The 14,300-nt window shown below is 67.2% G+C and carries 12 protein-coding genes; 4 read left to right on the top strand and 8 right to left on the bottom strand.

Annotated elements, in window-relative coordinates; translation table 11 throughout:
* Positions 1-2: 2 nt before the first annotated feature.
* From ACM2ZB_RS12230 to ACM2ZB_RS12220, 3 genes are all read right to left on the bottom strand, one after another.
* Positions 3-1,307 carry an FAD-binding oxidoreductase gene (locus ACM2ZB_RS12230; protein ID WP_416055620.1) on the bottom strand — a complete coding sequence of 435 codons (1,305 nt, stop codon included), beginning with the start codon at positions 1,305-1,307 and terminating at the stop codon, positions 3-5.
* A complete protein-coding gene (locus ACM2ZB_RS12225) occupies positions 1,307-2,749 on the bottom strand; it encodes a UbiA family prenyltransferase (protein WP_416055619.1) in 1,443 nt (480 codons plus the stop codon). Before ACM2ZB_RS12225 ends, ACM2ZB_RS12230 begins: the two co-directional genes overlap by 1 nt.
* Positions 2,750-2,827: 78 nt before the next feature.
* The gene (locus tag ACM2ZB_RS12220) at positions 2,828-6,142 is read right to left on the bottom strand and encodes an SNF2-related protein (RefSeq protein WP_416055618.1); all 3,315 of its coding nucleotides are present in this window, start codon (positions 6,140-6,142) and stop codon (positions 2,828-2,830) included.
* A 145-nt stretch (positions 6,143-6,287) separates the two neighbouring features.
* On the opposite strand from ACM2ZB_RS12220, the gene ACM2ZB_RS12215 reads away from it, so the two are divergent.
* The 3 genes from ACM2ZB_RS12215 to ACM2ZB_RS12205 are packed head-to-tail and all read left to right on the top strand — an operon-like array spanning position 6,288 to position 8,291.
* Positions 6,288-7,019, top strand: a complete 732-nt coding sequence (locus tag ACM2ZB_RS12215) for a CoA transferase subunit A (RefSeq protein WP_200733322.1) — start codon at positions 6,288-6,290, stop codon at positions 7,017-7,019.
* A gap of 1 nt (position 7,020) precedes the next feature.
* Entirely contained in the window at positions 7,021-7,653 is a 633-nt protein-coding gene (locus ACM2ZB_RS12210; protein WP_416055617.1) for a CoA transferase subunit B, read from the top strand.
* Positions 7,654-7,703: 50 nt separating this feature from the next.
* Entirely contained in the window at positions 7,704-8,291 is a 588-nt protein-coding gene (locus ACM2ZB_RS12205; protein WP_416055616.1) for an alpha-ketoglutarate-dependent dioxygenase AlkB family protein, read from the top strand.
* A gap of 18 nt (positions 8,292-8,309) precedes the next feature.
* Here ACM2ZB_RS12205 and ACM2ZB_RS12200 read toward each other — a convergent pair whose 3' ends face one another.
* The 5 genes from ACM2ZB_RS12200 to ACM2ZB_RS12180 form a co-directional block, all read right to left on the bottom strand.
* A complete protein-coding gene (locus ACM2ZB_RS12200; RefSeq protein WP_416055615.1) occupies positions 8,310-9,335 on the bottom strand; it encodes a glycosyltransferase family 2 protein in 1,026 nt (341 codons plus the stop codon).
* A gap of 88 nt (positions 9,336-9,423) precedes the next feature.
* The gene (locus ACM2ZB_RS12195) at positions 9,424-10,065 is read right to left on the bottom strand and encodes an ABC-type transport auxiliary lipoprotein family protein (RefSeq protein ID WP_416055614.1); all 642 of its coding nucleotides are present in this window, start codon (positions 10,063-10,065) and stop codon (positions 9,424-9,426) included.
* Positions 10,062-10,988: an MlaD family protein gene (locus tag ACM2ZB_RS12190; RefSeq protein ID WP_079220561.1), complete on the bottom strand. Its 927-nt coding sequence runs from the start codon at positions 10,986-10,988 to the stop codon at positions 10,062-10,064. Before ACM2ZB_RS12190 ends, ACM2ZB_RS12195 begins: the two co-directional genes overlap by 4 nt.
* Positions 10,989-10,991: 3 nt before the next feature.
* Positions 10,992-11,819, bottom strand: coding sequence for an ABC transporter ATP-binding protein (locus tag ACM2ZB_RS12185; RefSeq protein WP_416055613.1), 828 nt, complete (start codon positions 11,817-11,819; stop codon positions 10,992-10,994).
* Between the two features lies 1 nt (position 11,820).
* On the bottom strand, positions 11,821-12,942 hold the full coding sequence (locus ACM2ZB_RS12180; protein ID WP_416055612.1) for an MlaE family ABC transporter permease: 1,122 nt from the start codon (positions 12,940-12,942) through the stop codon (positions 11,821-11,823).
* A 92-nt stretch (positions 12,943-13,034) separates the two neighbouring features.
* On the opposite strand from ACM2ZB_RS12180, the gene ACM2ZB_RS12175 reads away from it, so the two are divergent.
* The gene (locus ACM2ZB_RS12175; protein ID WP_416055611.1) at positions 13,035-14,294 is read left to right on the top strand and encodes a threonine/serine ThrE exporter family protein; all 1,260 of its coding nucleotides are present in this window, start codon (positions 13,035-13,037) and stop codon (positions 14,292-14,294) included.
* The last annotated feature ends 6 nt before the right edge of the window (positions 14,295-14,300 follow it).

Genomic DNA, 14,300 nt, shown 5'->3' with positions numbered 1-14,300 from the left:
GGTTACTCCGTCACCCGGCGCCAGAAGCCGGATGAAAAACGTGGGTCGATGAAACGGCTGAAATCCTGCCAGGACGGGTAGGCCTGCTGGAACGACGCAGCGGTCATCCGGGCGTCCTTCGCCGGGTACTGGGCGCCGCCCGCGGCATCGACGATACGGTCAAGGCGCCGCAGCAGGGCCCACAGCGCTTCGCCGGTGTTGGGGAAATCCAGCGCCAGGGTGGTGCCCGCCCGCGCGAAAGACAGCATGCCGGGCGACGGCTGCGCGCCGAACTGCTTGAGCACGGCCAGGAACGACCCTTGCCCACTGCGCGCGATTTCCTGCAGCAGGGCCGAGACACCGTCGGAGGCAGCCCGCGGCGGCAGCACGCACTGGTACTGCAGGAACCCGGCCGGGCCATACATCCGGTTCCACTCACTGATGCCATCGAGGGGATAGAAGAAGGGCAGCAGGTGCGAGGCGTAGCGACGGTGCTTCGTGGGCTGCCGCCAGTAGTACAGCGCATTGAACGGGCGCAGGCTCAGCCGGTTGACCAGCGAAACCGGCGGCGTCAGTGGCATCGACCACTGACGCCGCGGTGCGGCAGGACGTTCGTCGGCGGCCTGCAGGGCATGGTTGGCGCGGGTGAAATGACCGCGGCCGAGCATGCGGCCACGCGCCAGGCAGTCGATCCAGGCCACACTGTATTCGTGGCTGTCACTGCTTTCCTGCGAAAGGGCGAAGAAGTCGTCCAGGCTGGAAAAGCGGATGTTCTCCACCTCCAGGCTGTTGCCCGGTACACGCCGCAACTGCAGTTCGACGTGGGTGATCAGGCCGGTCAGGCCGAGCCCACCGACGGTTGCTGCGAACCACCCGTCGGCATCGCCGGGCCGGCACAGGTGCCGCTCGCCATTGCTGCGCAGCAGCTCGAAGGACAGCACATGGTGGCCGAAGCTGCCGGCTACGTGATGGTTCTTGCCATGGACGTCGTTGCCGATGGCGCCGCCTACGGTCACATGACGCGTGCCCGGTGTCACCGGCAGGAACCAGCCCTGCGGCAATACCAATGCGATGATCTCGTCCAGGGTCACGCCGGCTTCGCAGCGCAGTCGGCCGCTGGCCGGGTCAAACGCGATGAAGCGATCCAGACCGCGACAGTCGAGCAGGGTAGCTCCCGGATTCTGGCAGCTGTCGCCGTAGCTGCGCCCATTGCCGTGCGGCAGGGCACTGCCCTGGAACGTGGGCAACCCGCCAAGACGATCGTGCAGCCTCACCACCGATTGCGGTGCGCGCGGATACCTTCCCCAGGAATGCGCGCGGGCCCGCATCAGATCGCCACCAGGGCAAAGCCGACGCACAGCGCGGCCACGACCTGGCTGGCCCGATCCGTGGCCGCGAACACGATCGGGTCATCGTGCATGCTGCCGCGATGGGCGATCACCCAGGCACGGCTGACCCAGTACAGCAGGACCGGGCAGATGAACCACAGCAGCTTCGGGTTGCGGTACAGCTCCACACTGTCGGGACTGTTGATGTACAGAGCCATCACCAGCACGGCGCAATAGCCTGCCGCAGCGCCCAGGGACTGCAGCAATGGCAGATCTTCCACGTCATAGCCCCGGCCGCTGGCGCGGGTCTTGCCGCGTGCCAGCACCGAGTGCAGCTCGGTGTAGCGCTTGAGCAGCGCCAGCGAAAGGAAGATGAACATGCTGAAGGCCAGCAGCCAGAACGAAAGCTCGGCAGCGATGGCCACCGTGCCGCCGATGATGCGAAGGGTATAGAGGCTGGCCAGCAGCACCACGTCAAGCATGACAACCCGTTTCAGGCGCAGCGAATAGGCCAGGGTCAGCCCGTAGTACGCCAGCAGCACGGCCGCAAATGCAGGGCTGCAGGCCAGCGCTACGGCCAGGCCGCACAGGGTCAGCAACGGTCCTGCGATCAGCCCGTGCAGCAGGGGCAGCCGGCCGGCGGCAAAGGGGCGCTGACGTTTACGGGGATGGCGGCGGTCAGCTTCCAGGTCGAACAGGTCGTTGAGTACATAGACGCCGGAGGCGCACAGGCTGAACGCAGCAAACGCCAGCAGCGCGTCGGCCACCGCCGCTGCTTCGAGGAAGCGGTGGGCGGTCAGCAGCGGGACTAACACCAGCAGGTTCTTCAGCCATTGGTGCGGGCGCAGTGCCTTCAACCAGGCGTGCAGCCGGGGCGGGGCCGGCCAATGGGCCCGCACCTGGGTACGCCGGGATGCGGCGCCCGCCAGGGCCGCTCCGCTGTTGACCACCCACGCACCTGCGGCACGGTCCCATACGGCCAGATCGACCGTGCCGTTGCCGGCGTAATCGAAGCCGCGTTCCCCGAACGTATCCACCAGCGCCTGTGCCTTGCGGTTGCCGGACAGGTTGCGTTCGCCGTCGCTGGCGATGACCTGTTCGAACAGGTCAAGATGGGCAGCGATGGGTGCCACCAGCAGGTGATCCGAGGCGGTGCACAGCACCCGGGGGCGCTGTGAGGTGCTGCGCAGCAACTCCAGAACCCTGGCGTTGTAGGGCAGGTGGCGGGGATCGACCGTGACCCGTGCAGCGATCTGGCGCTTCAGCGCGGCCTTGCCCTGCAGCAGCCAGAACGGCAGCAGGAACAAGTACAGCGGATTGCGTGCCAGCAGCACCAGCAGCGATTCGTACAGGATGTCCGAGTCCAGCAGCGTGCCATCCAGGTCCACGCACAGGGCGCGTGGACGGGCGACGTTTTCATCAGGGGCGCGTTGACAAGGCATCGGGCAATCAGGCGGTTCAGTCATCCAGCATGATTGTAGCGGGGCGCAGCGAGATGATCGCGGTGATCGGCTCACCCGCTAGTCTCGCCTTCGCCCCCGCCTGACCTTCGGCGTCTCCCCCGGCAGCGGTGCCAGCAGCGCTTCCAGATCCTCGTCGTTGAAGCGCGGGCCGCTATTTCCGGTCCCTTCCAGAATGGTCTCGGCCAGCGCTGCCTTGCGCTGCTGCAGCTCGGCGATGCGTTCTTCAATGCTGCCCGCGGCGATCAGCCGGTAGACGAACACCGGCTGTTGCTGGCCGATGCGATGGGCGCGATCGGTGGCCTGACGTTCGGCGGCCGGGTTCCACCAGGGATCGAAATGAATGACGGTGTCGGCAGCGGTCAGGTTCAGGCCGACACCGCCTGCCTTCAGGCTGATCAGGAAGATCGGCACGTCGCCCTGCATGAAGCGCTGCACCGGCGTGGCCCGGTCCTGGGTATCTCCGGTCAACGTCACATAGGGCAGCCCGAGCTCGTCCAGCGCCTGCGCAATCAGGGCGAGCATGCTGGTGAACTGCGAGAACAGCAGGATCCGGCGGCCTTCTTCCACCATCTCCGGCAACATGTCGCGCAGCAGGTCCAGCTTGGCTGAGGGCGCGCTGCGTTTGCCGGTTTCGCCGGGTAGCAGGCGTGGATCGCAGCAGACCTGGCGTAGCTTGAGCAGCGCATCCAACACCACGATCTGGCTGCGGGCCAGGCCATGACTGGCCACGGCTTCGCGCACCCTGGCCTCCATCGAGGCGCGAACCGTTTCGTAGAGATCGCGCTGCACGCCTTCCAGCGCCACGGTGCGGGTGATCTCGGTCTTCGGCGGTAGTTCCGAAGCGACCTGGTCCTTGCGGCGGCGCAGCATGAACGGGCGCAGGCGCTGGGCCAGCAGGTGCGCGCGCTGCGGGTCGCTGCCGCGCTCGATGGGATGGCGCCAGTGCTGGTTGAACTGCTTTTCGCTGCCCAACAGGCCGGGCAGCAGGAAGTCGAACTGCGTCCACAGCTCGCCGAGGTGGTTCTCCAGCGGCGTGCCGGTCAGGCACAGGCGATGGCGGGCATGCAGGGCGCGCAGGGCAATGGCTGCCTTCGATTTCGCGTTCTTGACCTGCTGTGCCTCGTCCAGGATCAGCAGGTGATAGTCGTGGGCCAGCAGCGCTTCTTCGTCGCGCCAGACCAGCGGGTACGTGGTCAGCACCAGATCATGCTCGCTGATGCGCTCGAAACCGGCGGCGCGGTCGGCGCCGTGCAGCACCAGCACGCGCAGGTCAGGGGCGAAGCGGGCCGCTTCACTGGTCCAGTTGTGCAGCAGCGAGGTGGGCACCACCACCAGCGCCGGCTGCTGCAGCCGGCCCTGTTGTTTTTCCAGCAGGATGTGGGCCAGGGTCTGCAGGGTCTTGCCCAGGCCCATGTCATCGGCCAGCACGCCGCCGAGGTCCTGCTGCCGCAGGTACTGCAACCAGGCCAGGCCCTGCAGCTGGTAGGGGCGCAGGGAGGCGGCCAGGCCGACCGGGGCCGTGACCTCCTCCAATGCCGGGGTCTGCAGCAGGCGTTGCGCCAGCGCACGGGTGTCCTGGTGGCCCTTGAACTGCAGACGGGCATCGTCCTGCAATGCACGCAGGCGGCCACGATCACGTGCCGACACCCGCAGCGGCGCACCGCGCTGGGTGAACAGGTCGGCCAGCAAAGCGATGACTGGCTTAAGGCGTGCGGCGCGGATCGCCAGATGGGTGTTGGCGTCGGCCGACAGCATCACGTGCTCGTCGTCACCAATGGCGTCGATCTGTCCGCGCAGCCAGCGCGGATCGGTCTGCAGCACCGTATGCAGCAGCGGGGCCAGTGGCACGGTGCGGCCATCGACCTGGATATCCAGGCCGAGATCGAACCAGCCGTCTTCCGTCTGGCTGGGCTGGATGTCCAGATCGATGTCATCGACCACGCTGATGCGGTGGCGGAAGTCGTCATCCACCTCCACTTTCCAGCCCAGCGCTTCCAGCTGCGGCACGTCCTGCAGCATGAGTCGCGTCCAGTCCTGGCTGCGCAGAACGAACTGGGGTCCTGCGCCCTCCAGCGATGCCCTGGGCGCCGTGTCGCGGTGAAGGTGGAAGCCGCGCAACTCGCGCTCGCGACGCGCCTCTTCGGCCGGATCGCGCGGCAGCAGCGCCAGTTCGCCATTGGCATCGTGAACGAACACGTTGGGGTCATCCAGGAAGCGCACGTATTCGTCGTACTCGAAGGCAACGGTCGCAAAGTCCGCCCACTGCGAGGGCGCGCGACGGCTCATCCATGCCGGGCGGTACTCGAAACTGTGCAGGCGCAGTACCGGCGTCATCGCGCTGATCTGCAGCGTACGCATCGCCTCAACCGAGCCGGGGCGCGGCAGCGCCGGGTCCATCTGCTGCAGCATCTGCGTCACCACGGGCGCTTCGCTGGGCAGCAGGGGAGGCAGGGAGAGAAAGAAATCCGCATCCTGGATGCTTACATCCAGCAGCAGCGGACCCACCTCGCCCGTGACGGGATCGAGGTAGCCGGCGGCATTGCCCAGGACCAGGCCCTCGGCATCGCCGTCCAGCTGCAACGAAGGAAACGACAGCAGCGTGCCATCCACCTCGTCAATGTCCCAGTACAGCGTGCCCTGGCGCGGCGCGCCGGCTCGCGCGGGCACGCGATCCCGCCCGCAGAAGACCCAGCCGTGGCCGCTGGCAACGATCAGTGCCAGCGTTGCGTTGATGTCGATACGCGGCTCCGGCGACGTGGCACGGCGCTCCGCCCAGAGCTGGGCGATGATCGACATGTCCGAGGGCGTCAGATAGCTGGGCGGGGTGAGCAGCATCTCGGCGGTGATTTCGGTCCACTTGCCGAACTCGATGCCGCCGTCGGGGCGATGCTTCACCTTGCGCATCAGCACGGACGGGCGATGGTTGATCGTGGACAGCTCGAAGATCACGCCGCTCCGGACCGGCTTGGCAGGCTGGCTGCGCACGGCCTGCCAGCGCGACAGTTCCGCCAGCAGCTGCGGGCGCGCGGGCTGTTCCTGTCCGCCCTCGGTCCCGGCACCCGCCGCGACCTGCCCATCATCTTCGATCGCCCCATCCAGCAGGCAGACCACCAGAGCGGCGGCCATGTGTTTGCAGGTCTGGCCGACCGGGCAGGAGCAGTCGCCCTGCAAGCGGCTGCGGGGCGTGCGCATGCTTGCTGCCAGGTCGATCTCCACGCGGTAAGGCCGCGCGGCAGTGCCCTGCACCTCGGCAGTGAGCAGATCGCCGTGGCGTTGCAGCAGGCTCACGCCCCCCATGCACTGCTCGCTGCGGCCCAGCGTGCCTTCATCGAACCAGCGGGCCAGGTCCTCATCGGTGTAGGGCAGAGACATCGGTTCCAGTGCCGGTGGCGGGCAGCAATCAATCGACCATTCTATCCAGAGCTCCGCCGCGGCCGGGTCAATGCTGCGGCGCATCCCAGCCCACCGGCGGGGTCCGGCTAGAATGCGACGATTCTTCCCCCGTAGGGCTGTAGAAATGGAACACGCAACTTCCAGTGGCAAGCGCAGCAAGCGCTTCGCCAGCGCGGCGGAGGCCCTGCAGGGCGTCATCGCCGATGGCCAGACCCTGGCCGTGGGCGGCTTCGGCCTGTGTGGCATTCCCGAGGCATTGATCGCCGCGCTGCGCGACAGTGGTGCCAAGGGCCTGACCGTGATTTCCAACAACGCCGGCGTCGATGGCTTCGGCCTGGGCCAGCTGCTGGAAACCCGGCAGATCAAGAAGATGATTTCGTCCTACGTGGGCGAGAACAAGGAGTTCGAGCGGCAGTTCCTGGCCGGCGAACTGGAGCTGGAGTTCAACCCGCAGGGCACCCTGGCCGAGCGCCTGCGTGCCGGCGGTGCAGGCATCCCGGCGTTCTTCACCGCCACCGGCTACGGCACGGTCGTGGCAGAGGGCAAGGAAACCCGCGAATTCGACGGCAAGCACTACGTGATGGAAACCGCGCTGCGCGCCGACGTTGCCCTGGTCAAGGCCTGGAAGGCCGACGAAGCCGGCAACCTGGTGTTCCGCAAGACCGCGCGCAACTTCAACCCGGCCTGCGCGATGGCCGGCAAGGTCTGCATCGTGGAAGTGGAGGAAGTGGTGCCGGTGGGCGCCATCGACCCGGACCAGGTGCACCTGCCGGGCATCTACGTGCACCGCATCGTGCACAACGCGCACCCCGAGAAACGCATCGAACAGCGCACCATCCGCGCGGAGGGCAACTGACATGGCGTGGACCCGTGACGAGATGGCGGCACGCGCCGCCCGCGAACTGACCGATGGTGCCTACGTGAACCTCGGCATCGGCCTGCCAACCCTGGTGGCCAACCACATTCCCGAGGGCGTGGACGTGTGGCTGCAGTCGGAGAACGGCCTGCTCGGCATCGGCCCGTTCCCGACCGACGCCGAAGTGGATGCCGACCTGATCAATGCCGGCAAGCAGACCGTCACCGCGCGTGCCGGTGCCAGCTATTTCGGCAGCCATGACAGCTTCGCGATGATCCGCGGTGGCCACGTCAACCTCGCCATCCTGGGCGCCATGCAGGTGACCGCCAAGGGCGACCTGGCCAACTGGATGGTGCCGGGCAAGATGGTCAAGGGCATGGGCGGGGCGATGGACCTGGTGGCTGGCGTGCAGCGCGTGGTGGTGCTGATGGAGCACACCGCGAAGAACGGCGAGCACAAGATCCTGGCCGAATGCACGCTGCCGCTGACCGGCGTGGGCGTGGTGGACCGCATCATCACCGACCTGGCCGTGTTCGATGTGGCCGACGCTGGCCTGCTGCTGGTGGAAGCCGCACCGGGCGTGGGCGATGACGAACTGAAGGAAAAGACCGGCGTGCCGTTCCGGCGCGCCTGAGTGGCCCTGCGCGGGGCGCGTCTGCCGCCCCGCGCATGAGGACGACCGTGATGCTGTTCCCCCACGACCTCCCAGACGCTGACGTCCAACACCTCCCTGGCTGGCTGGCTCCCGACGCAGCCGACGCGCTGCTGCCGGCGCTGCAGTCGGAACTGCCCTGGGAAACCCACCGCATCCGCATGTTCGGCAACTGGGTGGATTCACCCCGGCTGAGCTGTTGGATCGGCGATCCGCAGGCGCGCTACCGCTATTCCGGGGCGGAGTTCGTGCCGCATGCGTGGCCACCCCGCCTGTTGGCGCTGCGCGAACGCCTGCAGTCGCAGGGCATTGGTACGTTCAACAGCGTGCTGGTCAACCGCTACCGCACGGGCGGGGACTACATGGGCTGGCACAGCGATGACGAGCCGGAGCTGGGGCCGTCGCCGCTCATCGCCTCGCTCAGCCTGGGTTCGGCGCGGCGATTCCTGCTGCGGCGGCGCGACGATCCGGCGCGCAAGGCCGAATTCCTGCTGGGCCATGGCGACCTGCTACTGATGGGTGGCGGCACCCAGCGCTACTACCAGCACGCGCTGCCGAAGATGGCCCGGGTGCAGGGCGAGCGGATCAACCTGACCTTCCGTTGGATTCAGCCCGGTTGAGGGAACGGCTGCAGGAGGTCAGGCGCGTACCAGGTCGATACCGGCCGACAGGAGGCCGCGGCCGAACCTGCTGTAGTTGCCGGCGAACAGCTCGCCCATCACCGCTGGCAATCGTCGCAGGCGGGACGAAGGCAGCGTCGCTCGAACCGAAACATGATCCTGCTTGCGCTCCACCCACGCCAGCAATGGTTCGGGCAGGCCCCGTGTACGCCCGCGTGCCAGCAACAACGCCGATTGCACGCGCTCTGTCTCCAGTTGCCGCTTGCGTCTTACCGCGCGTGGCGCTGTGTCATTGCCCCCCAGGCCCAGCTGGTTATTGCTGTGCAGGCGATAGCCGATGAGCGCGTCGGGAAGACTGTCGATCTCCCCGCGCATTGCCGCCAGAGTGCCGATCCAGGCATCGTGCACCCAGTCTTTGTCCGGTAGTGGGAGAGCATCGGCGAGCACCGAATGACGGAATGCCATCGCTGCGCCGGTCATCAGATTTCGCTTGAGCATCAGACGGAAGCCGTCACCGTCGTGCATTCGCGCCTGTTCCGAAGGAAGGTAGCGAAGGGCCGCGAACAAACGCTGGGGCAACGATTCTCCTGCTTCATCGATCAACTGTGCATCACAATGCAGCGCCAGCAGTCCGGGACGTGCATCGAACTGTGCGCAGAACCGTGCGAGCTTGTCTGCGTGCCAGACGTCATCCTGATCGCACAGGAAAATGACCTCGCCAGTGCAAGCGCGTAGTGCACCATCGAAATTGCCTCGATACCCAAGGTTCTGCGGGTTCACCTGCAGGTCGACGGCGATGCCTTCCGCTTCTGCGCGCGGCACGAAGGCACGCAGCAGCGCCAGAGTGCCATCGGAGGATACGTCGTCGCGGATCACGATCTGGTCCGGTCGTCGCGTCTGCGCAAGCAGGCTGTCGAGCTGTTCCTGCAGGAAGCGCTCACCGTTGTAGGTGCAGACGGCGATGGAAACGGATGAGGGCATCTGGCTGGAAATGGGCAGGGGTGCGTGATTATCGCATGCACCGGACAGCACGCCGCCGGGCATGATCTGGAGCTGCCAGAACGCGACCCCGCGGCTTGGAAAGGGTCGGATCCCTTTCCCACCGGGAAAGGGCTCTGACCCCCTGCAACGCTCAGCGCTTCACCGCCGCCGCGTCGTTCTGCCCGTTCACCAGCGTCCAGCCCACCACATCCTGCGCCAGCTGCTGCAGGCCACGCTCGAAGGCGGCGGCTACCGCCGGCACCTCGGTGCTGCCCGCCGGCTGGCTCTGGCGGAAGGTGCGGTCGGCCACCACGCGCTGGTCGGTGGTGTGGATCAGCTTGGCGTTCACTTCGATCACCACGGTCGGCGTGGCCTGGCCCTGGTAGTCCGATTCGAAGCGGCGCACATCGGTGGCCAGCTTGTAGTCGGCACGGATGCCGGCGGCGGTGCGGGCGACGCCGCGCAGGCGGCCGGAATCCTCGAAACCGCGCAGCAGGGTGTCCTCGATCATGTCGGTGGCCGGCTGTGCCCAGCTGGCGCCCTTGTAGATCTCCAGTTCCGAAGGCGTCGGCCGCACGTTGATGCGCGGGCTGTCGACCATGCGCGCGGCGCTGGGCTTGGACACCACCAGCTGCCAGTCGGCCTGCGGCCAGCTGGGATCCACCTTCACCTGCACGGCGGGCGAATACAGGGTGACCGGGCTCTTGTCGCCGCTGCCGAGGATCGAGCAGCCACCCAGCAGGGCGACGGCCGAGGCGGCCAGCAGCAGGCGCGGAAGGGTCATCGGGCTCATTTGGGTTCGAACTCCTTCGGTGCGTCGCGGCCCAGCAGGTAGCGCGCGGGGTTGTTCTCGAGGCGGTCGCTGACCCGGCGCAGGTCGCGGATCAGGCCGCGCAGTTCGTTCAGCGTCGGGCCGAGCTGGCCCAGGCCATCGTTGGCGAAGCTGTTGATGGCCGCACGGTTCTCGCCCAGGATCGAATCGGCGTTGCCGGCGGCCGAATCAAGCTTGCCCAAGGTGGCGTCGAGCTTGTCGATGATGCCCGGCAGCTGCTGCACCAGGTTCTTGTCCAGGCGCTCGATGGTGCCGTTGGTGGTCTTCAGCGTGGTGTCCAGGCTGCGCGCGGCATCGCGCGCGCTGAGCAGCAGCGCCTGGGTGCCCTGGTCACGGTCGGCCAGGCCGCCGCTGATGGTTTCCAGGTTGGCCAGGGTGGCGTTGATCGAGGCCACGTTGCGGTCGCTCAGGATCTGGTCCATGCGCTCGACGATGCGGTTGGCCACATCGGTGATGTTCTGCAGCGCCGACGGCGTGGTCGGGATGATCGGCGCCGGATCCTTGTTGACCGTGGTCAGCGTCGGCGCCTGCGGCGTACCGCCGCTGAGCTGGATGATCGAGGGGCCGGTCAGGCTGGTGATGGCCAGCTTGGCGCGGGTATCGGTCTTGACCGGCGTGTTGGAGTTCAGGCGGATGCGTGCGACCACCTGGCGCGGGTCGTCCGGCACCAGGTTCAGTTCGGTGATCGAGCCCACCGCGATGCCGTTGTACTGCACCGGGCTGCCCACCGACAGGCCGGTGACCGCTTCGCGGAACACCACGCGGTATTCCTGCCAGGTGCGGTCGGAGGAGTACTTGGCCGCCCACAGGCCGAAGGCCAGCAGGGCCAGGCCGGTGATCAGGGTGAACGCGCCGATCAGCACGTAGTTGGCTTTGGTTTCCATGGCTCAGGCACTCTTGATCTGTTCGCCGCGCGCGGCACGCGCACGGGGTCCGTGGAAATATTCCTGGATCCACGGGTGGTCCAGTTTCTCGATTTCCGGCAGCGGCGCATTGGCCACCACCTTGCGGTCGGCGATCACCGCCACCCGGTCGCAGATCGCATACAGGGTGTCCAGATCGTGGGTGATCAGGAACACGGTCAGGCCCAGCGCTTCCTGCAGGGTCTTGATCAGACGGTCGAAGGCGGCCGCGCCGATCGGGTCCAGGCCCGCGGTGGGCTCGTCCAGGAACAGCAGCGGCGGATCCAGCGCCAGCGCGCGGGCCAGGCCGGCGCGCTTGCGCATGCCTCCGGACAGCTGCGAGGGCAGTTTGTTGATGGCATCGGCGGGCAGGCCGGCCAGCTTCACCTTCAGCAGGGCCAGTTCGTAATGCCAGCGTTCGGGCAGCTCGCGGTGGTGTTCCTTCAGCGGCACCTGCACGTTCTCGCCCACGCTCAGCGAGGAGAACAGGGCGCCATCCTGGAACAGCACGCCGGTATTGCGTTCAATGTGCAGGCGGCTTTCGGCATCGTCGGCACGTGCATCGCGGCCGAGCACCTCGATCTGCCCTTCATCGGGCACGCGCAGGCCCAGGATCGAGCGCATCAGCACCGATTTGCCGGTGCCCGAGCCGCCGACCACGCCGAGGATCTCGCCGCGGCGCACGTCCAGATCCAGGCCTTCATGCACGGTCTGGCTGCCGAAGCGGTTGACCAGGCCGCGCACGCGGATGGCCAGGTCATGGTGCTGGTCGTCGTGCATGTCGATGTCGGTGGGAGTGTGTTGTGCGTTCATGTCACCAGTCCATGTGCATGAACCACAACGCCGCGAAGGCGTCGATGATGATCACCAGCGAGATGGTCTGCACCACGCTGGAGGTGGTGCGTTCGCCCACCGACTGTGCGGTGCCTTCCACCTTCAGGCCTTCCAGGCAGCCGATCAGGCCGATCACCAGCGCGAACACCGGCGCCTTGGACAGGCCCACCAGCATGTGCCGTACTTCCATGGTTTCGTGCATGCGCGCGATGTACATCTGCGGCGGAATGTCCAGGTCGAACGCGCCCACGGTGATGCCGCCGGCCAGGCCGGCAACCATCGCGATGAAGGTCAGCAGCGGCAGGGTGACCAGCAGCGCCAGCAGGCGCGGCAGCACCAGCAGGTCGACCGGGTCCAGGCCGAGGGTGCGCATCGCATCGATTTCCTCGCGTGCCTTCATCGCACCGATCTGCGCGGTGAACGCGCTGGCGGTGCGGCCGGCCAGCACGATGGCGGTCAGCAGCACGGCGAACTCGCGCAGGAAGGCGATGTTGACCAGCTCGACCACATAGATCTCCGCGCCGAAGTCGCGCAGGATGGTCGAGCCGAGGAAGGCGATCACCGCGCCGACCAGGTAGGACAGCAGCGCCACCAGCGGCACCGCATCCAGACCCACCTGTTCCATCTGGTGCACGGTGGCGGTCAGGCGGAAGCGCCGCGGTTCCTTCACCAGGCGTGCGGCCTTGACCAGGTTCTCGCCCAGGAAACTGCACAGCGCCTTGATGTTGTGGCCGGTGGCATGGACGCTGACGCCCAGCCGCTCCAGCGCGGCCAGCACGCCGAAATCACGCTTGGGCTTGGGCCGGTCGTCGGCCACTTCCTCGATGGTGCAGACCAGCGCCTGGTGGTCCGGGCGGAACTGCAGGGCCTGTTCGCCCAGATCGGCGCGATGGGCCACGCGCAGCACCTGCAGCACGCCGGCCGAGTCCAGCTGTTCGATGCCGGTGGCATCGATGCCGGTCAACCTGTCGGGAATGCCGCGCAGGACCTCGGCCGCGTCCAGCGCGGTCTTCAGGGTCCAGTATCCGGACAGGCGGATCAGCCCGGGATCGTGGGCGTCCAGTTCAAGCCGGGGTGCGTGGTTCGGGGTCATGGGGGCCATTCGGGTCGCAGCATAACCGTTTCGTCCTGCGCGCCGCGTCGAACCTGGATGAATTTCTCCTGCGGGGCCCGCCGTAGGTAATACTACGGCGCATGTCTGCAGACGCTCACACGATCCCCACGCCCCAGGCCACCTACGCGCAACGCGTGGCCTTTGTTTCCGAGATCGCCGGGCGCCTGCACAGCTACGGCACCACCGCCCAGCGCCTGGAAACGGCCGTGGTCGCGCTGGCACGCCAGCTCGATCTGGATTGTGAACCGTGGTCCAACCCCACCGGCATCATCCTCAGTTTCAGCGACCCGGCGCAGGCGATCGGCTCCAGTGACATCACCCGGGTGATCCGCCTGGCACCGGGCGAGAACGACCTGCACAAGCTCAGCGTGGCCGACCGTATCGCCGAAGAGGTGTCCAACGGGCGCATGAGCATCGCCCAGGGGCATACCGCACTGCGCCAGCTGGACAAGGATCCGGGCCGGCGCGGCACGCTGCGCACCATCCTGTCCTTCAGCCTGGGCGCGGCCGGCGTGGCCGGCATGTGGAAGCTGCCGTGGCTGGACATCGCCACCGCCGGCGTCATCGGCCTGATGATCGGCCTGCTGGGCATGGTCACCGACCGCCGCCCGGCCACCCGCGAGGCGGCCGAAGCACTGGCCGCGCTGCTGGCCGGCATGGTGGCGACCCTGGTGGCCGCCTTCGTTGGCGCACTCAACCTCAATACGGTGATCATCGCCTCGCTGGTTGTGCTGCTGCCCGGCATGTCGCTGACCAATGCGGTCAACGAACTGGCCAGCCAGCACTGGGTGTCCGGCACCGCACGCTTCGCCGGTGCGCTGACCACCATCATGAAGCTCAGCGTGGGCGCGATGATCGCGGTGACCCTGGCCGACGTGCTGGGCCTGGAACCGGTGATCCGCGCATCGCGGCCGCAGGGGCCGTGGGTGGAATGGGGGTCGTTGCTGACCGCCGCCTTCGCCTTCGCGATGCTGTTCAAGGCCAACCGCCGCGATTACCCGTGGGTGATCGCCGCCTCGGTGGCCGGCTATGCGATTTCCAAGTTCGGTGGCCATGCCTGGGGGGCGCCGGCCGGCATCTTCCTGTCGGCCATGCTGCTGACCGCCGGTGGCAACCTGTTCGGCCGCCTGGTCGGCCGCCCGGGTGCGATCATCCGTCTGCCCGGCATCATCATGATGGTGCCCGGCAGCACCAGCCTGCGCGGCGTGCTGACCCTGGTCCAGCAGCAGGACGTGGGCGCTGGCCAGAGCGTGTTCCTGACCGTGCTCAACGTGGTGATGGCGCTGGTGGCCGGCCTGCTGTTCGGCAACCTGCTGATGCCGGCGCGTAAGACGCTGTAAATGAAG

The sequence above is a fragment of the Stenotrophomonas maltophilia genome (assembly GCF_047782825.1).
Classification (GTDB): domain Bacteria; phylum Pseudomonadota; class Gammaproteobacteria; order Xanthomonadales; family Xanthomonadaceae; genus Stenotrophomonas.
Note: the sequence above shows the minus strand (reverse complement) of the source record. Positions and strands in the feature narration are given on the sequence as shown.